At 60.0% G+C, this 22,469-nt stretch carries 18 protein-coding genes and 1 pseudogene; 10 read left to right on the top strand and 9 right to left on the bottom strand.

The window, feature by feature from the left end:
* Positions 1 to 50: 50 nt before the first annotated feature.
* The gene (locus tag LHFGNBLO_RS30480; protein WP_258603496.1) at positions 51 to 1,466 is read right to left on the bottom strand and encodes a mannose-1-phosphate guanylyltransferase/mannose-6-phosphate isomerase; all 1,416 of its coding nucleotides are present in this window, start codon (positions 1,464 to 1,466) and stop codon (positions 51 to 53) included.
* Positions 1,466 to 2,896 carry a phosphomannomutase gene (locus LHFGNBLO_RS30475; RefSeq protein ID WP_258603495.1) on the bottom strand — a complete coding sequence of 477 codons (1,431 nt, stop codon included), beginning with the start codon at positions 2,894 to 2,896 and terminating at the stop codon, positions 1,466 to 1,468. Before LHFGNBLO_RS30475 ends, LHFGNBLO_RS30480 begins: the two co-directional genes overlap by 1 nt.
* Before the next feature lie 380 nt (positions 2,897 to 3,276).
* On the opposite strand from LHFGNBLO_RS30475, the gene rfbA reads away from it, so the two are divergent.
* The 6 genes from rfbA to LHFGNBLO_RS30445 all read left to right on the top strand — a co-directional run bounded on the left by rfbA (position 3,277) and on the right by LHFGNBLO_RS30445 (position 10,079).
* Entirely contained in the window at positions 3,277 to 4,158 is an 882-nt protein-coding gene (gene rfbA, locus LHFGNBLO_RS30470) for a glucose-1-phosphate thymidylyltransferase RfbA (RefSeq protein ID WP_258603492.1), read from the top strand.
* The gene (gene rfbC / locus LHFGNBLO_RS30465) at positions 4,159 to 4,713 is read left to right on the top strand and encodes a dTDP-4-dehydrorhamnose 3,5-epimerase (RefSeq protein ID WP_258603487.1); all 555 of its coding nucleotides are present in this window, start codon (positions 4,159 to 4,161) and stop codon (positions 4,711 to 4,713) included.
* 24 nt (positions 4,714 to 4,737) lie between these two features.
* Positions 4,738 to 5,808, top strand: a complete 1,071-nt coding sequence (rfbB, locus tag LHFGNBLO_RS30460; RefSeq protein ID WP_258603486.1) for a dTDP-glucose 4,6-dehydratase — start codon at positions 4,738 to 4,740, stop codon at positions 5,806 to 5,808.
* Complete coding sequence (gene rfbD / locus LHFGNBLO_RS30455; protein ID WP_258603484.1) at positions 5,805 to 6,692, top strand: dTDP-4-dehydrorhamnose reductase; 888 nt, start codon at positions 5,805 to 5,807, stop codon at positions 6,690 to 6,692. Before rfbB ends, rfbD begins: the two co-directional genes overlap by 4 nt.
* Positions 6,693 to 7,285: 593 nt before the next feature.
* The gene (locus LHFGNBLO_RS30450) at positions 7,286 to 9,274 is read left to right on the top strand and encodes a UDP-N-acetylglucosamine 4,6-dehydratase (RefSeq protein ID WP_258603482.1); all 1,989 of its coding nucleotides are present in this window, start codon (positions 7,286 to 7,288) and stop codon (positions 9,272 to 9,274) included.
* 265 nt (positions 9,275 to 9,539) lie between these two features.
* Positions 9,540 to 10,079, top strand: coding sequence for a sugar transferase (locus LHFGNBLO_RS30445; RefSeq protein WP_258603481.1), 540 nt, complete (start codon positions 9,540 to 9,542; stop codon positions 10,077 to 10,079).
* Between the two features lie 104 nt (positions 10,080 to 10,183).
* On the opposite strand, the gene LHFGNBLO_RS30440 is transcribed toward LHFGNBLO_RS30445, so the two are convergent.
* Both LHFGNBLO_RS30440 and LHFGNBLO_RS30435 read right to left on the bottom strand, forming a co-directional pair.
* Entirely contained in the window at positions 10,184 to 11,137 is a 954-nt protein-coding gene (locus tag LHFGNBLO_RS30440; RefSeq protein ID WP_258603480.1) for an NAD-dependent epimerase/dehydratase family protein, read from the bottom strand.
* The gene (locus LHFGNBLO_RS30435) at positions 11,134 to 11,934 is read right to left on the bottom strand and encodes a hypothetical protein (protein ID WP_413774656.1); all 801 of its coding nucleotides are present in this window, start codon (positions 11,932 to 11,934) and stop codon (positions 11,134 to 11,136) included. The genes LHFGNBLO_RS30440 and LHFGNBLO_RS30435 overlap by 4 nt, the downstream gene beginning before the upstream one ends.
* A 456-nt stretch (positions 11,935 to 12,390) precedes the next feature.
* On the opposite strand from LHFGNBLO_RS30435, the gene cysD reads away from it, so the two are divergent.
* From cysD to LHFGNBLO_RS30415, 4 genes are all read left to right on the top strand, one after another.
* A complete protein-coding gene (cysD, locus tag LHFGNBLO_RS30430) occupies positions 12,391 to 13,296 on the top strand; it encodes a sulfate adenylyltransferase subunit CysD (protein ID WP_258603478.1) in 906 nt (301 codons plus the stop codon).
* Positions 13,297 to 13,298: 2 nt separating this feature from the next.
* Positions 13,299 to 15,236, top strand: a complete 1,938-nt coding sequence (gene cysN / locus LHFGNBLO_RS30425; RefSeq protein WP_258603476.1) for a sulfate adenylyltransferase subunit CysN — start codon at positions 13,299 to 13,301, stop codon at positions 15,234 to 15,236.
* 10 nt (positions 15,237 to 15,246) lie between these two features.
* On the top strand, positions 15,247 to 16,050 hold the full coding sequence (gene cysQ / locus LHFGNBLO_RS30420) for a 3'(2'),5'-bisphosphate nucleotidase CysQ (protein ID WP_258609966.1): 804 nt from the start codon (positions 15,247 to 15,249) through the stop codon (positions 16,048 to 16,050).
* Between the two features lie 61 nt (positions 16,051 to 16,111).
* Entirely contained in the window at positions 16,112 to 17,347 is a 1,236-nt protein-coding gene (locus LHFGNBLO_RS30415; RefSeq protein WP_258603474.1) for an O-antigen ligase family protein, read from the top strand.
* On the opposite strand, the pseudogene LHFGNBLO_RS33730 reads toward LHFGNBLO_RS30415, so the two are convergent.
* The 5 genes and pseudogenes from LHFGNBLO_RS33730 to LHFGNBLO_RS30390 form a co-directional block, all read right to left on the bottom strand.
* Positions 17,344 to 17,811: pseudogene (locus LHFGNBLO_RS33730) on the bottom strand (transposase). The gene LHFGNBLO_RS30415 and the pseudogene LHFGNBLO_RS33730 sit on opposite strands and share 4 nt — an antisense overlap.
* A 646-nt stretch (positions 17,812 to 18,457) precedes the next feature.
* Positions 18,458 to 19,600: a DegT/DnrJ/EryC1/StrS family aminotransferase gene (locus LHFGNBLO_RS30405; RefSeq protein WP_258603468.1), complete on the bottom strand. Its 1,143-nt coding sequence runs from the start codon at positions 19,598 to 19,600 to the stop codon at positions 18,458 to 18,460.
* Between the two features lie 256 nt (positions 19,601 to 19,856).
* Positions 19,857 to 20,780 carry a carbohydrate kinase family protein gene (locus LHFGNBLO_RS30400; RefSeq protein WP_258603466.1) on the bottom strand — a complete coding sequence of 308 codons (924 nt, stop codon included), beginning with the start codon at positions 20,778 to 20,780 and terminating at the stop codon, positions 19,857 to 19,859.
* Positions 20,777 to 21,223 (bottom strand): RbsD/FucU family protein, encoded by a 447-nt coding sequence (locus tag LHFGNBLO_RS30395; RefSeq protein WP_258603463.1) that lies wholly within the window; start codon positions 21,221 to 21,223, stop codon positions 20,777 to 20,779. Before LHFGNBLO_RS30395 ends, LHFGNBLO_RS30400 begins: the two co-directional genes overlap by 4 nt.
* On the bottom strand, positions 21,224 to 22,450 hold the full coding sequence (locus LHFGNBLO_RS30390; RefSeq protein WP_258603460.1) for an ROK family transcriptional regulator: 1,227 nt from the start codon (positions 22,448 to 22,450) through the stop codon (positions 21,224 to 21,226).
* Positions 22,451 to 22,469: the final 19 nt, after the last annotated feature.

Genomic DNA, 22,469 nt, shown 5'->3' with positions numbered 1-22,469 from the left:
ATTTTGATAGGCTTGGTCTGCGGGCTCACACGCCGCAGTCCATCGGGCTGTCAGGTACGACCGTATATATCGTCGAAGCGCACGATGTCATCTTCGCCGAGATACTCGCCGCTTTGGACCTCGATCATCACCAAGCCGATGCTGCCAGGATTCTCGAGGCGATGTTTGTGGCCGCAAGGGATATAGGTGGATTGATTGGTCGTCAGGAATAATTCTTGGTCGCCGTTGACTATTTTCGCAGTGCCGCTGACCACGACCCAGTGCTCGGAGCGGTGGTAGTGCATCTGCAGACTCAAGCGCCCGCCCGGCTTCACCTCGATGCGCTTGATCTTGAAGCGCTCGCCTTCCTCCAGAACCGTGTAGGTGCCCCACGGCCGGTGCACCGTGTTGTGAAGCAAATGCGCCTCATGTCCCGAGGCCTTGAGCGCCTCGAAGAGTTTCTTGACGTCCTGGACGCGGTCACGGGATGCGACAAGCAATGCGTCCGGGGAATCGACGATCACCAGGTCGCTGACGCCGACCGTGCCAATCAGTCGCTTATCCGAGCTTATGTAGCTGCCCACGGTGTCCACCATGTGAACATCGCCGCGAATCCTGTTCCCACTCTCGTCAGGGGCGACCAGTTCGGCCATTGCGTTCCACGATCCAATGTCGTTCCACCCCATTTCGCAGGGGACGACAGCGAGATTGTGCGTTTTTTCCATCACCGCACGGTCGAGCGAGATACGCGGGGCCATGGCGAAATGCTCGGATGAGAGTTCGATATTGGTAAAGCCTTCGCCGCGGCTGAAGCTGCCGTTCTCGTAGCTATCGAGAACGGCCTCGATCACTGCGGGGCAATGCGAAGCCATTTCGTCGAGCATGACCTGCGCTTTGAAGCAGAAGATGCCGGCGTTCCAGAAGAAACGCTTGGACGCCACATAGGACTTGGCCGTCTCGATGTCCGGTTTTTCAACGAAACGGATGACCTTTTCGCCGTCGGCCTCGATGTAGCCGAATGCCGTGTCCGGCCTATCCGGGCCGATACCCAGGGTTGCGATACGTCCCTGCTGCGCATGTTCGATGGCCCGGCCCATGGCGTTCAGAAATGCCGGCTGGTCGCCAATCATATGATCCGCCGGAAAAATGCACAGAATCGCATCTGGACCCTGTGTTGCCTTGGCATGGATGGTTGCCGCAGCCACGGCGGCGGCCGTATCCCGACCCTCTGGCTCAAGCAGAAAAGTACGCGGCAGAACGACAGAATCCAGCTCGTCGAAGTCGTCTTTCGTAAGGAAAAGATGATCCCTGGACGTCACGGTAACGAGCTCCACGACGTCCTGTATGGAAGCTGCGCGCAGCGCCGTATGCTGGATGAGTGAATGTCCATCCGCCACCCTCAGGAAAGGTTTGGGGTGTGATTGCCTCGAGGCCGGCCATAGCCGCGAACCAGCGCCACCGCTGATGATGACCGGAACCACTTTCATCAAATAACCTCTATTTCGTCTGTGAGCGCGAAGGCTTGCGCCCTCTTCAGCGTCAGATCCACGATGGCTGTCGCCCTGCTGTAGCTCGCCGCCTCCGAGTAGCAGCGCAACTCCGGGGCATTGCCGGACGGACGCAGATGTATGATTTCGCCTGTAAGCGTTCGCGCTCTAAGTCCGTCGGTTTCGTCGACTTCGGCCACAGTCCCGAATGGGGCTAGAAATTGCTGTAGCGCACCCCGGCTTGCGAGGTGATCCATCAATCTGCGCGAACTTTCCGTGGGAAAGTTTTGAAGGCGTTCGCTCGCGCACACCGGAAGGTTCCAAAGCTCGCGCAGGTGCGACAGCGTCGTTTTTGTCGATGCCATCGTACCGAGGACAGCCAAGATCGGAAGCAGTGAGTCCCGTGTTGGCAATGCGGCCAATGTCTTTCCGGTCAGCTTGCAATCCGATCCCAGGAGAACACCACCATTGGCCTCAAAGCCGACAACGATGCTGCCGGCACCGTGTGACGCTTCCATGGCTTCGATGACAAATGGAGACCCGACCTTCGTTCTCAGGACTTCGAAGCCGAAAGCTTCCGAAATGCCTGAATTGGAGGTCACCGGTGTCACGATTGTATCTGCTTTCACGAACAAGGCCGTAGCGAGGCCAATCAGGTCGCCGCGAAACAGATCGCCATTCTCGTCTGCGACAAGTGGCCGATCGGCGTCCGCATCGGTCGACACGATGGCGTCGAGATTGAATTCCCGGACCCAACCCTTCAATTTTGCCATCGTGGGCGCATCAACGGCTTCGGTATCTACGGGGACGAATTTTTCGGTTTTCCCGACGGGGACCACACTAGCGCCAAACGATTCAAGAACCTGCACCAACAGTTCCGCTGCGACCGAACTGTGTTGATAGACCCCCAGTCTCATGCCGGAAAGGGAGCCCGGCTCGAGTACGTCATTGGCGCGCGCTCGATAGGCAGCGATAGCCTCGTCATGACGTATTGGCCAAACCGTTTCAGGAGGAGGCGGCGAGCAGTATGCATCTGATCTTTCGGCGACATAGCGCGTCATCGCGGCCTCGTCCGCCTTGTCGATTTCACCGTGCGGGCTATAGAATTTGATGCCGTTGCGGTCAGCCGGGATATGAGAACCGGTTACCATCAGAGCGGCTGCATCGTGTTTCCGTGCATAAAGGGCGAGGGCAGGCGTCGGAATGGCACCGCAATCGATCGGCTGAAATCCGCTTCTGGCCAATGCCACCATGCAGTTATCGGCAATAGCCTGACTGCTGTCGCGTAAATCGCGGCCGACGAACACCAAGCTATGCGGCTGGACCCCACCGGAAACTAAGCGCCAAGCGAAGGCCTCCGTATAAAGTCCGCTGGGTCTTCCAGCCAATTCCGAAGCCAGACCTCGAATGCCGCTTGATCCAAATTTCATTATTCCGCTTTGCTGGTTGAAAGGCAGGCTGGTAATATTGCACTGGGCTATGCTGTCAATCGCAAAATCGATCGTGATCCTTCACCTCTCTGCTCTCGCCGGACCGCGAGCACATTCCCGGCCGGGCCGACGAAATGGAAACGCCTGCCGGGGAATGAAAGATCGGCTTGACGATCGTACCGCCGGCGCTCTCGACGGCGTCGCCACAGGCAGATTATTCGCAAGGAACTCGTGCTGTTTCTGTCCTATGCCGTCCTCGCCCAGCCAACGGAGATGATCCGGACACTCATTCAGGACCGACATTGACAAGCCATTGCGCGAAACCTAAGCACAAACAACTTGGCGTCAAGGCGGGGCCTCGGCAATTCAAGGAGAGCCTGTTGAAAGGAATAATCCTTGCTGGAGGCAGTGGAACGCGTCTCTATCCGCTAACATTGGCAATCTCTAAGCAAATCCTTCCGATATATGACAAGCCAATGATCTATTACCCGCTGAGCGTATTGATGCTCACGGGAATCCGCGAGATTCTGATTATCTCAACGCCGCGTGACTTGCCGGTTTTTCGGGATTTGCTCGGCGACGGTTCGGATTTCGGGCTAGATCTATCCTACGCCGAGCAGCCCCACCCCAACGGCCTTGCCGAAGCCTTCATCATCGGCCGTGACTTCATCGGCAAGGACAGCGTGTCGATGATCCTTGGCGACAATATCTATTTCGGCGAAGGGCTGTCGCAGCTTTGCCGCACGGCGGCAGCCCGCGAAAGCGGCGCGTCGGTGTTCGCCTATCATGTCGATGATCCGGAACGCTATGGCGTGGTGTCGTTCGACAAGCTCAGCGGCACTGCCCTTACGATCGAGGAAAAGCCGCAGAAGCCAAAATCCAACTGGGCCGTCACCGGCCTTTACTTCTACGACAATGACGTCGTCGACATCGCCTCGACGATCCAGCCCTCGGAGCGCGGTGAACTTGAGATCACGGCCGTCAACAACGTCTATCTCGAACGCGGGCACCTGCACGTCCATCAGCTCGGCCGCGGCTATGCCTGGCTCGACACCGGCACCCATGACAGCCTGCATGAAGCCTCGTCTTTCGTGCGCACGATCGAGCACCGCCAGGGCATCAAGGTCGCCTGCCCGGAGGAGATCGCCTTCGAACAGGGCTGGCTGACGGCAGACAAGGTGCTGCAGCGCGCCACCCGCCTCGGAAAGAACGAATATGCCGCCTATCTGCGCAGGCGCGTCACCGACCTGACGGAGAACTAGGTGCTGGAGGTAAGGCAACTCGGACTCGACGGCGTGCTGGAGATCGTACCGAAGCGGCACGGCGACGCGCGCGGCTTTTTCATCGAAACCTGGAATGCCGAGCGCTTCGCCGAGGCCGGCATCGACTTGCGTTTCGTGCAGGACAATCATTCCTGTTCCGCCGCCGCCGGTGTTTTGAGGGGGCTCCATTACCAGCTTCCGCCACGCGCCCAGGACAAGCTGTTGCGTGTCATCAGCGGAAAAATCCTCGACGTTGCGGTCGACCTTCGCCGCAGCTCGAAAACCTTTGGAAAATGGGTCGCGCTCGAAATATCGGCCGAGAAAGGCAACCAGATTCTGGTGCCGAAAGGCTTCGCGCACGGCTTCGTGACGCTCGTGCCGGACACTGAGGTTCTGTATAAGGTCACCGACACCTATTCGCCGGCGGATGACCGATCGATCCGTTTCGACGATCCTGCCATCGGCATAGAATGGCCATCGATATCAGGCGGGTTTCAGCTTTCGGACAAGGACCTCAAGGCGCCGACGCTTGGCACGGCGGAGGTGTTTGCATGAAGGTGTTCGCATGAGGAGAGCGGCATGAATTTTCTGGTGACTGGCGGCGCCGGCTTCATCGGCTCGGCGGTGTGCCGGCATTTGTGCGCCAATCCGGCCTACCGCGTGACCAACCTCGACAAGCTCACCTATGCGGGAAACCTCGCCTCGTTGCGACCGATCGAGAACGCGCACAACTACAGGTTCGAGCAGGCCGACATTTGTGACGAGCGGGCGGTCCTCGACATATTGCACCGCGACGATATCGACATCGTGATGAATCTCGCTGCCGAAAGCCATGTCGACCGGTCGATCGATGGGCCGGGCGCGTTCATCGAGACCAACATCGTCGGAACCTATCGCATTCTGAATTCTGCCCTGGAATACTGGCGCAGCCTTCCGGAGGACAGGAAGGGTCGCTTTCGCTTCCATCACGTTTCGACCGACGAGGTGTTTGGCGATCTTCCCTTCGACAGCGGCATGTTTGTCGAGGAGACGCCCTATGCTCCCTCCTCGCCCTATTCCGCCTCGAAGGCAGCCTCGGACCATCTGGTAAGAGCCTGGCACGAAACCTATGGCCTGCCGGTCGTCCTCTCCAATTGCTCGAACAATTACGGGCCCTATCACTTTCCCGAAAAGCTCATCCCGCTGGTCATCCTGAACGCGCTCGACGAGAAGCCGCTGCCGGTCTACGGCGCCGGCGCCAATGTGCGCGACTGGCTTTTCGTCGAGGACCATGCGCGTGCGCTGGAACTTGTCGCGACCAAGGGACAGCCGGGTGAAAGCTACAATGTCGGCGGCAATTCGGAACGGACAAATCTAAGCGTCGTCGAGACCATCTGCGATCTTCTCGACCTGAGAAGGCCGCGGAAAGGCGGCAAAAGCTACCGCGACCTGATCAATTTCGTCACCGACCGGCCCGGCCACGATCGCCGCTATGCGATCGACGCCTCCAAGATCGGCCGTGACCTCGGCTGGACGCCGAAGGAGAATTTCGACAGCGGCCTGGCAAGAACGGTCGACTGGTTTTTGGACAACAAATGGTGGTGGGCGCCGATCCGCGAACAGGGCTATGCCGGTGAGCGGCTGGGCGATGGCAAAAAGGGCGCTGCGTGAGGCTCGCCGTCACCGGACGCGAGGGCCAGGTCGTTGCAAGCCTTTTGGAGGTCGGGCAAAGACGTAATGACGTCGAAATCATTGCGGTCGGCCGGCCGCAACTCGATCTGACGCGACCCGACACGGTGATCGAAGCGCTTGAGGCGTCGAGGCCAGATATCGTCGTCTCGGCAGCTGCGTATACGGCGGTGGACCAGGCCGAGGATGAGCCTGACATCGCATTTGCGGTCAATGCCGTCGGTGCCGGCAAGGTAGCCGAGGCCGCGGCACGCCTTGGCGTTCCCGTCATCCATCTTTCGACTGATTATGTCTTCGACGGCACGGGGGCGGGCGCCTATGCCGAGACCGACGCAACCGTGCCGCGCAGCGTCTACGGCGCCTCCAAGCTTGCCGGAGAACAGGCGGTGGCCGCAGTCAATCCCCGCCATCTGATCCTGCGCACGGCATGGGTCTATAGCCCGTTCGGCAAGAATTTCGTCAAGACCATGCTGCGGCTCGCAGCCGATCGCGATGAGATAGCGGTGGTGGCCGATCAGCGGGGAAATCCCACTTCCGCGCTTGATATCGCCGACGCGATCCTGCATTCGGCGGCGGTAGTCCGCGAGGACAAGACCTTTGATGACTATGGGATCTACCATCTGGTGGGAACCGGTGAGACCAACTGGAGCGGCTTTGCCCGTCATATCCTAGACACAAGCCGCGCGTTTGGTGGTCCCTATGCGCGGGTGACGGACATCGCCACCAGCGACTATCCGACAAAGGCGAAGCGCCCCGGCAATTCGCGGCTGTCGACGGCGAAATTCACCACCACATTCGACTGGAATGCGCCGGATTGGCGCAAATCGACGCAAGAGGTGGTGCTATGTCTCCTTCGGCCTGCTTGACGATGCCGCTCGGCCGGGCCTAAGGTACGCCACGCGCGATCATAAACATCGGCAGCGGCGTTTGACCGGCCATGTCTTCCAGCGCGAATATGTCGGAGCAAGAAGCACGGCGTCGATATCGCCAGCCTGGACATCTCCCTTGCAGAGAAGATGCTCGGCTGGAAACCAACCACACCGTTCAAAGTCGGAATGCGAAGCACCGTAACGCCAACGAGATGAATCCGGTGACGGCCAGGATCGATTCATGAAATGGCGCGAATCGGCAAATTCGCGGATTCTTGATCACGAACAGACCCGCATCTCCGAACCCAGCCGCAATCGCCATCTCCGATGGTACCCTGCCAACGCGCAGGTTGCGCGGTATTCAGCGTCGCATTGCGAAAATCTCGCGAAAATAGTGGCCGATTGATCATCCAATCCCTCAACCAAACAGCTCGCGAAAAAATATCTGGCGATGACCGCAAGTCCACGGTATGCGATACACGCGGCGAGGCTGAGGATTGGCACTCTAAACAGGTGGTCGTGACGGATGTTATTCGCTCTCGCGCCCCGATAGTGTCCACGTCCTTGCGCCTGGAGAACAGTACTACCCAATGACATCATATGTAGAAGTCGCGTCCGGACTTCGGCCGAAGATGCGGCGCGCCATTATCATGATACAGGACATCGCAATGGTCCTGATCGCGGTGGCGCTCAGCCTGGTGTTGACGAGATCGAACCTGTCGTTCGGCGCGCTTTCTTCTACGGGCCTGGCATGCTGGGCGAGCATTGTTCTTCTCAGCCATTTTCTGTTCAGATATTGCGGCCTCTACAACACCGTGTGGCGGTTCGCCTCCACGCCGGACTTCTTCAATATTCTGAAGAGCTGCGCGATTTTGACCGTCACTCTCTATGCCGTCTCGCTCGCGTTTCGGTTTTTTCAACCTGTGATGGGTCTGAACGAGCGCCAGTTCATCGTCTTTTTCCTGGTCTCTTTCACCATCATATCGGCACCGAGGCTCTACTACCGATTTCTGCGTGACGGAGCGAGCTGGCGAATCCTCAGCCGCGACGCAAACAACACGCTGATCAAGCGGGCGCTGTTTGTCGGCAGGCTGGGTGAGGCGGACGTGATCATCCGTTTCACGCGCACGGCCGAGCCCGCGGAATATGCCATCGCCGGGATCATGGCGATCGAGAGCGGAGCGCCTTTGGGTACGCGGATTCAAGGGGTGCCGTTGGTGGCCATCCGGCCCCGTCTGGTCGAAGTCCTGGAGGAATACGCAAACGGCACCAAAAGCCTCGACATGCTGATCTTCGGCAACGGTGCCGAACGCGAGATCGAGGAATATTCCGAACTGGTTCGTGTCGCCCGCCACAGCGGCATAGCCGTTGTGCAGTTCTCCGGCTTTTCCGAGCTCGGGCAGGGAGGAAAGCTGGTTCTTGACGCCGTCGAGATGGAAACGATCCTGCGCCGCTCGACGGTTCCTTCCGACATTGAGCGTATCGGCGCTTTTGTCAGCGGCAAGCGCGTCCTGGTGACAGGCGGCGCCGGCTCCATTGGCCGTACATTGGTCAAACGGTCGCTGGAACTCGGTGCCGAGGCAGTTCTGGTCGCCGATATCTCGGAATTCGGGATTTTCCAGCTCGACCAGTATATTGACGAAAAGGATCATGATCGTCTCAAGAGCCGCATCATCGACGTCACTGACCGGCGCCAGATGACCCGCGTCGTCAGCGAATTCAAGCCGGACATCATCTTTCATGCCGCCGCGCTCAAGCACGTCCCGTTGCTCGAGGAAAACTGGGAATCGGCGATCCAGACAAACATTTTTGGAACGCTTGTCTGTGCCGAGGTCGCCGCCAAATGCGGAGTTCCGCAGTTCCTGCTTATTTCGAGCGACAAGGCGGTCGATCCGACCTCCGTGCTCGGCATGACAAAACGGGCGGCCGAGCAGATTGTCAGCTCGCTGCACGAAACGCACGCAACCGAGCCGAACGGGCGTCGTTCCGGCACCAAATTCATTGCCGTACGGTTCGGCAACGTTTTCGGCAGCAATGGCTCCGTGGCGACCATATTCCAGGCGCAGATCGAGGCTGGAGGGCCTTTAACCATAACGGATCGCCGCATGACCCGTTATTTCATGACGGTGGCGGAAGCCGTCGACCTCGTCATCATGTCGGCAGCCGATGCCGCGTCGCGCCAGGGCAAGGACGATTATGCCATCTATATGCTCGACATGGGCAAACCGGTACCGATCCTTGAAGTCGCCGAGACGATGATCCGCATGGCCGGGAAGAGCCCCTATATGGATATTCCCATCCGGTTTACCGGCATAAGGCCAGGCGAGAAACTACATGAAACGCTTCATGGCGAGAATGAAGAGGTCGTCGCGCTCGACATCTCCAAGATTTTTGGCCTCAGGACGGATGTCGTGGAATGGTCCAGGGTCCAGGCCGCGCTGACCGCGCTGCAGGCGACAGCGAGGGATCAGGACAAGGCGTCGGCCCTTGCCGTCATGGCAGGACTTCACCAGGCAGAAAAATCTCTGGGCGACGCGCATCAAGAAACACGTTCGAAAACAGTCGGACAAGCAGGCTAGAGCCTGTCTTGAGTGGTCGCGATTGGTGGGCCTATCTCATCGTGACCGCCGCCTGCAGCATTGTCCGCTATGATCCGCGGCCTCTGACTGGACCGATCACAATCTCAGTGGTCTGGCCGCCAATCACGACATCCTCACCAGGGATGCGACCGCCTGCCATCTGTCGTGCTTGCGTTGAGGGCAGGTGGCCGCGTACTACCCGACCGTGATTTCGCCTCCGGCGTCGGCCGGGATCGTCGTCGACAGGGAGCATTGTTGGATAACCATGAAAGGACCGAAGCGAGCCTTCGACCTTGTCGTGGCAGCTCTGCTGTTGCCGATGACGTCACCTATCCTTTTGCTTGCCATGCTTGCGATCAGGTTGTCGTCGCCCGGATCGGCACTCTTTTCTCAAGTCCGGGTCGGGCGAAATGGTGCGCTTTTTCGCTGCCACAAGCTGAGAACGATGTATCTGGGAACACCGTCATTGCCCTCGCATGAGGCGCCGGAAAATTCCGTCACCGCCGCCGGCAAGTTGTTGCGAAAATTCAAGATCGATGAATTGCCGCAGCTCTGGAACGTTTTGAAGGGCGAGATGAGCCTGGTCGGGCCCCGCCCATGCCTGCCAACCCAAACGGAGTTGATCGAACGCCGCAAGCAGTTGGGCGTGTTGTCGGCACTTCCAGGCATAACCGGTCTGGCTCAGATGCGGGGCATTGACATGTCGGACCCGAAGCTCTGCGCCGAAACCGATGCGGCCTATCTCAAGGCCGCCTCGATCGGCCTCGACCTTCGGATTCTGCTTGGCACGATCTACGGAGGCTGAGCAGACCATGATCCCGAACCGTAGGTCAGCGAAGCAAAAAGTGGCAGCCGGTTTTCGGAAAAGATCATGGTCAAACAGAAGTTGGAGCCTGATTCATCCCGATTTCATCGGAACGGATCAGGCTCCGATTTGCTGCGCCGCGCCATGTCGGCCAGCCGCTCGATCGTATCGGTTTCCGGCACCCAGCCTTCCGAAATCAGCAAGGACGGATCGCATATCTGCGTCGCGGTCAGAGTCTCCCAGAATTTGCCTTTGCCCAGCAAGGTCGCAGCCGCCCGTAGCGGGGCGGCAGGCATGGCAAACAGGCGCGCCGGCCGCTGGAAGCCTTGCCGAAAGGCCCCGATGATTGCCGCGAGCGGGGTAGGGGGCTCATTGCCGGCAACATAGACGGGGCGAAGCGGCTTCGAACGCGTCAACAGATGCGAGACCGTCCGTGCTGCGGCTTCGGACGACATCAGCGAACGCACACCTGCCAGAGCGGCTGCCGGCAGCGGCCAGGCCGTGTCGGCCAGGCGCATCAGCGACGCCAGGTTTCCCTTCATGCCGTCGCCATAGATCGGCGGCAGGCGCAGCACGGCGGCATCGGACCGGCCTGACGATGCATAGGCATCAAGCGTTCTGATCTCACCTTCGCGTTTCGAGCGCCCATAGGCGCATTGCGGGGCAGGGGCTGTCGCTTCGTCAACTGTTCCGCTGAAGCCGGGACCGACCACTGCCCGGATCGACGACAGATAAATGAAGCGCCCGCTTGCCCGCAGCGCCGCTGCTCGCGCCAGCTGTCTGGTCAACTCCCCGTTGGCGGCCCGGTAGTCGGCTTCACTCGCATTGCCGGCATTGTTGTTCAGCCCGGCGCAGTGAACCACATGTGTCACGTCTTGCATGATCGCCAGGAACGCCTCGGCTGGAGCGTCGAAATTCGGCAGCCGGACAACGTCGCTTGCCGGCTTGAGCGTTTCCGGGTGGCGGGCGGCGATCCGGACCTCGAGCCCGGCTTCGCCAAGCTGGCGGACGACATGGCGTCCGATGGATCCTGTCGCACCTGTGACCAACACCTTCATTTGCTTGGCCCGGGCCGCTGGCCGAGAGCCGAAGTCGCGGGAAGTGTCCGTTCTTCCATCAGCGGCATATGGCGTCCCGAGGCAAGATACGTCCCCGACACCAGGAAGACCATCAGGGCTGATTCCAGGATGTCATGGCCGACCAGAATGCCGGTCAGCCCGCCTACGAGATAGGTGATCACGGTGACGATGATCATCGTCGCACCGAACCGCTCGACCGGTTCGGTGCTGATCCGCAGCACCCTGGTTTTTTCGATGCCTGACAGAGCACCGGCCAGGCAGATCATGACGCCAAGGCAAGTGACCGTCGCGAACACGATCGCATTGCCGGCCCCGCCTTCGGCCCTCATGCCGAACCAATAATATTGGACAATCGCCAATAGCAGCGCGCCAAAGCATGCCGCCATGCTGCTCAGTACGATGGTGCGGGCAAGAGTGGCTTTCGGCGAAATGCTCCAGGTCGAGTAGGAGAACGGGAACAACAGGAAGGTGATCAGCGCCGGAAGATGCGGGGCGTCCATCGCAATCGCGTTGTTGACGATCGACGAGAGCAGGACGGCTCCGCAATAGGCATAGATCGCCACCGTCATGGCGACCATGGCTGGTCGATATTGAAGCGACGTCTCTTCAGGGCAATCAGCAGGACGGACCACAGGCCACCGCCATTGAAAACAAAACTGACCACCGATCCCAGCACCGGCGGGGAAAAGAAACAAAGGATGGAGAAGTAGATATTGACCTGAGAAGGCGTGAACCGTTGTTTTAGGGACGAAATCGGGATCAATGCGCTGGTTCACAATTCGCGGGAAGGGCGGCAGGTCTATCTGGCAGCGGCAAACAAATCACCAGCCGCTTATTTTCAGCGACCCGTATAGCGGCCGGCTGTGATTTTCGATAGTGCGGCAAGGTCGGACGCCATCAAAAAATCGACTATGCTGCTCGTACGTGCGTGACCGCGGAGCTTCTGGCCAGTTGAGGGCTGATCTTTCCCGATCCAGGCAAGATTTTGCTTCGCTTCCCAAGCGCATCAGCCCATTGAGCAGGAATTTCCGTGTTCTGGGCCTCGCGTGGAAAATTCATTCCCGATACAGCCCGCGGCCGGCCTGTCTTGCATTGTTATTGACAATGGCGATCTGCTAGAACGCCGGCACGAAAATTAGTGACCAGAAATGAAGCTTGAACCGGGCGGCCGAAAAAATGCACCCGATGCATCGAGACCAGGGCTGGATGGCACGAGAGAACGCTCACAAGCCATGAACATCGCGCTTACGCACCTGCAGCGGCTTGAGGCCGAATCCATCCATATTTTTCGCGAAGTTGCGGCGGCCTTCGCCAAGCCGGTCATGCTCTATTCGGTCGGCAAGGATTCGTCGGTGCTGATGCACCTGGCGATGAAGGCGTTTTATCCCGCCAAACCGCCTTTTCCCTTTCTCCACGTCGACACGACCTGGAAATTCCGTGAGATGATCGCCTTTCGCGATCAGATGGCGCAAAAGCTAGGCTTCGATCTTCTGGTCCACGTCAACGAAGATGGTGTGCGCGACAACATCAATCCCTTCGACCACGGCTCGAACACCCACACGCATGTGATGAAGACCGTGGCGCTACGGCAGGCGCTCGACAAATACGGCTTCGACGCGGCCTTCGGCGGCGCCCGCCGCGACGAGGAGAAATCGCGTGCCAAGGAACGCATCTTTTCCTTCCGCAACGCCCAGCACGCCTGGGATCCGAAGAACCAGCGGCCGGAGATGTGGAAGATATTCAACACCCGCATCGCCGCAGGGGAATCGATCCGGGTCTTTCCGTTGTCGAACTGGACCGAACTCGACATCTGGCAGTATATTCTCCAGGAAGATATCCCGATCGTGCCGCTCTATTTCGCCAAGGAGCGGCCGGTCGTCGAACGCGATGGCATGCTCATTCTAAGGGACGACGACCGCATGGAATTGCGCCCCGGCGAGACGGTGGAGAACCGGCTTGTGCGCTTCCGCACGCTTGGCTGCTATCCACTGACCGGCGCCATCGAATCCGATGCCGATACGCTGGAGGCCATCGTTGGCGAAATGCTCACGGCGCGCACCTCCGAGCGGCAAGGGCGCCTGATCGACCGCGACGAAGCCGGCTCGATGGAGAAGAAGAAGCGCGAGGGGTACTTCTGAGCATGCGCCACATCCTGGCCAAGAGCCTCGCCCCCACCGACGGCGTCCGCGACTATCTGGCGGCTCAGGAAAGAAAGTCGCTGCTGCGCTTCCTGACCTGCGGCTCCGTCGACGACGGCAAGTCGACGCTGATCGGTCGCCTGCTTTCCGATACCAAGCAGATTTTCGAGGACCAGCTTGCCGCACTCGAGCGCGATTCGCGCAAGCACGGCACGACCGGCGACGACATCGATTTCGCGCTGCTCGTCGATGGCCTCGAGGCCGAGCGCGAGCAAGGCATCACCATCGATGTCGCCTATCGCTTTTTCGCCACGCCGAAACGCAAGTTCATCGTCGCCGACACGCCCGGCCACGAGCAGTATACGCGCAACATGGCGACCGGTGCCTCGACCGCCGATCTCGCCATCGTGCTGATCGATGCCCGCCAGGGCGTGCTGCGCCAGACCAGGCGCCATTCGATCATCGCTTCGCTGCTGGGCATTCGCCACATCGTTCTGGCGGTCAACAAGATCGACCTCGTCGGTTTCGATCAGGGCGTCTTCGAACGGATCATTGAAGATTATCGGCAGTTCTCGCACAAGCTCGGCTTCCAGACGATCGTGCCGATCCCGATGTCTGCCCGCTACGGCGACAACGTCACCAGCCGCTCGGACAAGACAAAATGGTATTCCGGCCCGACGCTGATCGAGCATCTGGAAACCGTTTCGGTCGATGAAGCCGCGGTCGAACTGCCGTTCCGGTTTCCGGTGCAGTATGTGAACCGTCCCAATCTCGATTTTCGCGGTTTCGCCGGCACGATTGCCTCCGGCTCGGTTTCGCCGGGCGACGAGGTTGTCGTCGCCAAATCCGGCAAGTCCTCTCATGTCCGGCGCATCGTCGCGCATGGCGGCGATCTTCAACAAGCAGTCGCCGGCCAGGCCATCACCCTTGTTCTCGACGATGAGGTCGAGGTTTCCAGAGGCAACATACTGGTGTCGCCGGCGGCACGGCCGCAGGTCGCCGATCAGTTCGCCGCCAACATCGTCTGGTTCGACGAACATGCGCTGCTGCCGGGCCGCTCCTACATCCTGCGCACAGAGACAGACCAGACCAGCGCCACCGTCACCGACCTGAAATATCGGGTCAACGTCAACGACTTTGCGCATGAGGCGGCCAAGTCGCTGGAAATGAACGAAGTCGGCATCTGCAACATCTCGACGCGCTCGCCGATCGCCTTCGATACGTTCGCCGAGAACCGCACGACCGGCGCCTTCATCCTGATCGACCGCATCACCAACGCCACCGTCGGCGCCGGCATGATCTTGCATTCGCTGCGTCGCGCCGAAAACATCCACTGGCAATCGCTGGATGTCGGCAAGCGCGTTCGCGCCGATATGAAGCATCAGCGGCCGGCTGTCTTCTGGTTCACCGGACTTTCCGGCTCGGGCAAGTCGACCATCGCCAACCTCTTCGAAAAGAAACTCTTCGCCACCGGGCGCCATACCTACATCCTGGACGGCGACAACGTCCGTCACGGCCTCAATCGCGATCTCGGCTTCACCGACGCCGATCGCGTCGAAAACATCCGCCGCGTCGCCGAAGTGGCGCGGCTGATGGCCGATGCCGGGCTGATTGTCATCGTCTCCTTCATTTCACCATTCAGCGCCGAGCGGCGCATGGCGCGGGAATTGATGGCTGACGGTGAATTCGTCGAGGTGTTTGTCGACACGCCGTTCGAAGAATGCGCCAGGCGCGACCCGAAGGGCCTGTATGCCCGGGCGCTGAATGGTGAGATCAAGAATTTCACCGGCGTCGATTCACCGTATGAAGCCCCGGAAAAACCCGAAATCCATCTCAAGACACTCGGCAAGTCAGCCGAAGAGATGGTAGAGGCCTTGGAACTCTGGCTGATCGAGCGCGACATTGCCGAAGACCAATACGATAACGGCGGCGGCATCTGAAGACGAAGCGATGCTCGGCGTGTTCGAGCGCCTGGCGCTCTTGGCGGGGCGCGAGGTCATGCGCGTTTATCGCGCCGGCTGTGCAGTCGACCGGAAATCCGACAGTTCGCCGGTGACGGAAGCCGACCGCGAGAGCGAGAAGATAATTCTCGCCGGACTGCGCGCCGCATTCCCCGACATTCCTTGCGTGGCGGAAGAGGAAGCCTCGGCCGGCATCGTGCCACCTGATCTCGACGGCGCCTTCTTCCTGGTGGATCCGCTCGACGGCACCAAGGAATTCGTCAACCGCAGGACCGACTTCACCGTCAACATCGCGCTCGTCCGCCACGGCGTGCCGGACATCGGCGTTGTTTTCGCCCCATGCACGGGACGTTTCTTCTCGGGACGGCCGGGCAGGGCGGAATCAATCGAAATCAATGACGACTACCAGATCGTCGGTCGCCGGCCAGTCTCTGTCAGGACCGGTGTGACACCGCTGACCATCGTCGCCAGCCGGTCCCACAACACGCCGGAGACCGAAGCCTATATCCGCACGGTGGGCGCAGCCGAGCTCGTCTCGGTCGGCTCGTCGCTGAAGTTCTGCCTTGTCGCTGCCGCCGAGGCCGATGTCTATCCGCGCTTCGGCCGCACCATGGAGTGGGACACCGCGGCAGGTGACGCGGTGTTGCGCGCCGCCGGCGGCATGACCCGCACGCTGGACGGCAAGCCGCTCGCCTATGGCAAGCGCAATCAGGCCGATGACGAGGATTTCGCCAATCCACACTTTATCGCCAGCGGCAGGGCTGGAGCCGACGACGCTGCGCGCATACACTGATGTGATGAAGAGCGCTTGCCATATGCCGTCCTCCGCGGCCGATACCTTGATCAATAGCTGAATGCTGTCATTTGAAAAAGCCCGAGCCGTCATGTTTGATGGGCTTCCGGTGTTGACTGGCAATCGCAGTGAAATATTCGTCAGGATGTTGGTTGGCCTTTACTTCCTTTCTCCTATCCTGTTTGTCTCCATCGAAACATCGCCGACGGCCCTGGCTATTGTTGCCGCGGTGATCAGCGTCGCGTCCCTTTCGACGAAACGCGGTTACCTTACCCGGGGGACAATGACCCTGGCCGTCGTCCTTGCAATTCTGTTCGGCTTTGTCCTTCTGAGTGCCCTCTGGTCCGTCGACCCGGCTCGATCAGTCCGCGCGGCAAGAGACGTTCTAGGCTACTCCGCCGCCGCCCTCGTGCTGGCTCAGTGCATCTTGGCCATTCCGGTCGCTCAATGCGATCGGCTTCTGCAGGCATTTTCCGTCGGTGTGTTGGTGGCTCTGTCGATATTGATCGGGAGAGAGCTGTATTTCGCGTTTGCCACGGAAGACCCGCGGCTCGTGTATCATGTGGTCACGCTCCACAAGATTACGTTCTATGGAGCATTTTTCGCAACCATATTGATTGCCCGGCCAAGCTTGTTCTCAAAGGCCTTCGCGGCTTTTTTCGCGATTGTGACGTTACTGTATGGCCGATCAACCGGTGTCAACCTGGCGATCGTCGTCGTTGCACTGTTTTTCGCTACCCCTGCGAGATTCCGCCAGCGCGCTTTGGTGTTCTTCGTCGTCTTCTACGCGGTGCTGGCGTTTGTCGCCCCGTTTGTCGCTACACCTTTGTTTGCTTTTCTGGACACAAGGGGGTGGATGTCATTCTATCCGGGGACATTTGCCGCACGACTCGAACTCTGGAAAATGATTTCGGATCACGTCGCTGAGGCGCCAATTCTTGGTCATGGCGCCAACACGACAAGGAACGCAATTGGCGTCGTTGTAAACCCAAAATACTATGCACTGCCCGATCTCGCGAGCGCTCATAACATAGTGTTCGACTTGTGGTACGAATTGGGAGTCGCAGGCATCGCCGTCTACGGTTTGCTTCTGATGGGGATCACAAGAATGATCGGCCGTCTGACCGGAGCGAGCCATTTCATCGCGGGCAGCTACTTGATCATAGCTATTATTGAGCTATCGGTCGATCACCGGATCTGGTTGTCGTGGGTCCTAGGAGTTTTGGCGTTTACAGCCAGCGTCTGCGTGCTGCACCACCGTTCATCATCTGCTCGACCTGGGACGTCAGAAACCTAGAGTCTTTCACGTTTTGACGGGAGCGTATCCGGCGTTTGCGGAGTAGTTCTTGCATTCGGCGGCCTCGATCGTTTCGACGAGGTGGCCGATGTGGCGCCAAGTGTCCTCGACGGTGATTTCTGAACTTGGTGCATCCAGTGTTTGATCTTGGCGAAGGCCTGCTCGATCGGATCGAGGTCCGGAGAGTAGGGCGGCAGGTGCCAAAGCATGGCGCCGGCAGCCTTGATCATCTGCCTAATGGCCCTTCGACTTATGACTTCCGAGATGGCCGGGCTTCAACACGTTGATGAGCTGCTACTCGACATAGGCGCGGAAGCATTGGCCGTTGATCCATCGAAGACGCAAGGTGCCGCGAGCCGATCCCGGCGCAGCGCGCCGAGGAAGGTCAGCGCGCGCCAGTGGCCGTGCGGAGCTAAGCCGCGCAGTCGCTTGCCCTTTGGCCCCCAACCTCGCAGCGGAGCCATGTTGGTCTTCATCCAAGTCTCATCGATGAAGACCAGGCACTGCGGATCGAGGCCTGCCTGCCAAGATCGCCAACGCTGGCGCCTGCGGCAATATCAGCGCGTGTCTGCTCAAAGGGCCGAACAGCGTTTTTAAAGCTCAGGCTCTCATGGCGCAGGAACAGCCACACCGCGTTGTGGGAGACCTTCCACACCTCGACCAGCCAACTCATCCTTCAGGCTGTGTAGCGTCAGATGCGGTGTCTCACGCCTACGTGCCTCGATGAAGGGCACATATGCGGCTCCAGCACCCCTCGCGATGTCCACCCATCCTGCCCGGCGCAACCGAGCCTTGCGATAACTTAACTACCGTCGAAACCGCAATGCCGAACCGTTTCGCGGCCGATCGGCGGCTCTCGCCACTCAATACGGCCGCCGCGACCCGTTCGCGAAGATCATTGGAAAGAGGTCGCGCCATCAGATGCTGGCCTCCAATCCAGCCAGCATCTTGAATCACAAACCCACAAATCTGGAATCCCCTTCGAGTCCGTCAAATCGTGAACCGCTCCTAGAGCGTGATCCCGAACCGAAGGTCCGCGGAAGCAAAAGTGGAATCTAGTTTTCGGAAAAGATCATGCTCCCATCCCGATTCCATCGGGATGGACAGGCTCTACGCGGCTGCGACGTGCGCTGAATTCGAGCCGATGTAGTTGCGGATCGTCTCGATGATCCGGTCCTGGTCGGCTTCGCTGAGATAAGGGTGCATGGGCAGGCACAGGATGCGCTTCGGCAATTCCTCCGAAACGGCAAGGCCGGTCGGCGTGCGCGGATAGTCGCGATAGGCGACCTGACTGTGCAGCGGCTTCACGTAGTAGATGACGGAAGGAATGCCTTTTTCCCCGAGATGTGCCTTCAGCCCGTCGCGCTTCGGCGTCTCGATCGCATATTGCGCCCAGGCCGAACGGCTGCCGTCCAGATTGCGCGCCGCCGTCACGATATCGCCGAGACCGTCGGCATAGCGCTTTGCCACGACTTGCCGGACGACCATCTCGTCTTCGAGGATGGCCAGCTTCTCGATCAGGATCGCCGCCTGCAACGTGTCGAGCCGCGAATTGATGCCGACGCGGACATTGTCATATTGCGTCTCGCCCTTGCCGTGGAAGGCAAAGGAGCGCAGCTGTTCTGCCAGTGCATCGTCGTTGGTGAACATCGCGCCGCCGTCGCCATAGCAGCCGAGCGGCTTGGCCGGATAGAAGCTGGTCGAGCCGACTGCGCCGAACGAACCGCACATCTTGCCGTCTACCGAGCCGCCCATCGACTGGGCGGCGTCCTCGATGACCATCAGCCCTTCGCGGTTGGCAATGGCCATGATCGCCTCGTAGTCGGCAGCGAGGCCGAACAGGTCGACGGGAATGATCGCCTTCGGCCTTAGCCGGCCTTCCTTCTTGATCATGGCGATAGCCGCCTCGAGGCTGGCAATGTCGATATTGTAGGTGTTGGGATCGACATCGACGAAAACCGGCTCGGCCTTGGCCAGCGCCACCACTTCCGCCGTCGCGGCGAAGGTAAAGCTCGGCACGAACACCGCGTCACCCGGGCCGATGCCGGCCGCAAACAGCGGCAGCAGCAGCGCGTCGGTGCCGTTGGCGCAGGCAACTACATGCTTGGTGCCGATATAGGCAGCGAGCTTGTTCTCGAATTCGGTCACCTGGGGTCCGAGGATATAGCGCCCCTCGTCGACGACGCGGTCGATCGCCGCTTTCAGCCGGTCGCGGATTCGTTCGCGCTGCGCGCCAAGATCGATAAACTGCATGTCGGCCTCAAAATGGGTTAGCCAGATAATTGGCCGCTGGTATCAGAGTTGCGCCAGCCGAGAAAGTCGCATGGACAAAACCGCGAATTGCTCAAGTGTCGCAGCCTGTTACCTCTATTTTTCGACCAGTTCTTGCCAGATGCCGGAAATCCGGGCTTCGTCGGGCGTGATCCAGTCCGTGTATCGCGTCCGTCCAGCCGGGCGAAACATAAAGTGATCGGCCAACGGAGCCTACTCTTGCCCGATCGTGGTCCGGTCAGGCGATTTCATGCCGCCAGGGCGGATTGGCGCCGGCCCGCGACACGGTCACTGCGGCGGCCTTGTTGCCAAGCACCAGCGCCTTGACGATGGCGTCTTTCGGCAGGCCGGCTATTGCCGTCTTCGACAGCATGCCTTGCTCGTGCAAGGAGGCCAGGATGCCGGCGTTGAACGTGTCGCCGGCGCCGACGGTATCGACCACCTTGACCTTTTCCGGCATGACCGTGACGGCGTGATCCCTGGTGTAGCCGACGGCGCCTTCGCTGCCATGGGTGACGACAATCAGCTTCGGGCCGCGATCCAGCCAGTTGCGGATGACGTCCTCATGCGAGCCGGCTTCGCCGAACCAGTTGAGGTCCTCGTCCGACAGTTTGACGATGTCGGCCATCGCCATCATCGAGCGGATGCGCCTGAGGTGCTTGGCCTTGTCGGGAATGAAATTCGGCCGGATGTTGGGGTCGATCATCATCACGCGGTGCTCATGCTCGCGCTTCATGAACTCCTCATAGGCTGCCCCGGCCGGCTCCGAGATCAGGCTGATGGCGCCGAACAGCATGGCTTCGATCTCGCTGCCGAGTTCCGGCAGGTCCTCGATGGTCAGCATGCGACCGGCCGTGTTTTCGTCATAGAAGGTGTAGGTCGCCTGGCCGTTGTTCAGCCGCACGAAGGCAAGCGTGGTCGGCCGGGGCGATGTGTGTGCATAGGTGGAACTGACCTTGCTGGCCCCCAGCGCATCCCTGAACTGGCCGCCGAACAGATCCGACGACAGGCCGGAAAAGAACCCGGCTGGCGCGCCCAGCCGGCCAAGCGCGATTGCCGTGTTGAACACCGCGCCGCCGACATAAGGGGCAAAGGCCGGCTCGCCCTCCGTTGTGGTGCGCGGCAACATGTCGATGAGGGCTTCGCCGCAGCAAAGGATCATGGTGTCTTGGCCTCCGGCGGGTAAATCACGCCCTTGCGGATGATGATGTTGGCGTAGAGCCGTGGCTCGCTGGTGGCGACGATAGCATGCGCGGACCGGACCCGTGCATAGAAGTCGGCTCCGGCCAACGCAACCACTTTGCGGCCCGGCGCGCGCTTGGCGCAGATTGCCTCCATCTCGTGGTGGACGGGATCGGCAAGCGAGGGGTTTCCTTTGACGGAGGCGCGAAACAGCGCCTCCGGCACGACGTCGTCCACCGGCAAAACGCTCAATATGGCGTCGAGCACTGGAAGAAGATGATGACCGTCAGCCCGGATGAGCCGGTTTGCCTGCTCTTCGGCCGGATAGTTTCCGTCGACAAGGGCGATCTCGTCGCCATGGCCCATGGCGCGCAATGTCGCCAGAAGCTCCGGACCGAGCAGCGCCGGGATTCCGATCAGCATTCAGGTGCTCCTGGAAATCGTCGTCGAGCCGATGAGGAAGCGCTCGGAAAGCGGCAGGCTGGCGCCGCCCAGCGCCCGCGCATGAATACCGACAGTGCCTTCGCGAACGGTTGGAAGTTTCAGGCCTTCGCCGTCGATCGTGCCGATGGCTTCGATGACAGCGTCGACAAGCCGGCGGCGCACGGCAAGCGGCATCCATCCGTCGATCACTGCTGCCTCGAAATCGATCACCGAGCATGCCGCAACGATCGCATAGGCGAGCGCCTGCGAAGCGGTGGTAATCCAGTTGTCGAGTTCGACACCGATCTCGCCCCAATCCCCAGGCGAGGTCCATAGATGCGAAGCCTCGACACCGCGTGCATTCAGCGCCTTCTCCAGCATGGCGATCGATGCCACGTCGATCAGCTGCGCCGGCTTGCCATCCGGTCCGGGCACCGGCATCGAGCCCAGCGCGCCGGCATTGCCGGTCGGACCGCCAAAAAGCCGGCCGTTCAGCACGATGCCGCCGCCAGCAAAGGCGCCGATATAGAAATAGACGAAGTCGCGTGCTGCACCCGCCTGGCCGAACACCAGCTCGGCGCCGCAGGCCGAGGTGGCGTCGTTCTGAAGATAGACCGGAAATTCGCATTGCGACTGGATGTCGGCCCTGATATCGCGATGGCGCCATTCGTCCATGATGTCGCGTGGCGCGCCCGCGGTATCGGCCCAGTTCCACAACTCGAACGGCATGGCGATGCCCAGTCCGGCAATGCGCTTGTCCTGCGCCGGGGTGAGTTCACCGCGCATCTTCTTTATGCCGGAGGTGACGAATTCCACCGTCTCGCGCGGTGCTGGATAGCGATAGGAATGCTGCAGCATCGAGCGCACATTGCCGAGGAAATCGATCAGCACCAGTTCTGCGCTGCGGCGACCGATCTTCAGGCCGATGAAATAGGCGCCGTCGGGATTGAGCGCCATGGGAATGGATGGTTGGCCGATCTTGCCGCGCAACGGCGCCTGACGGACAAGCAGGTTGTCTTCCTCGAGCTCGCGCATGATCACCGAGACGGTCTGGGCCGAAAGTCCGGTCATGCGCGCAATGTCGGATTTGGCCAGGCTACCGTGCTGACGCACCAGCGACAGCACCAGCCGCTCATTGTGGTCCCGCATGCCGCTCTGGTTGGTACCGCGGTGAATATGGCTTTCGGCTGCCTCGGGCGAACCGTGCCTCGCAATGCCGGTCTCCACCCTGTTCCTCCCGTCGTTA

Origin of the sequence: Mesorhizobium sp. AR10, from assembly GCF_024746795.1 — a bacterium.
Taxonomy (GTDB): domain Bacteria; phylum Pseudomonadota; class Alphaproteobacteria; order Rhizobiales; family Rhizobiaceae; genus Mesorhizobium.
This window is presented reverse-complemented; position numbering and strand designations above follow the sequence as displayed.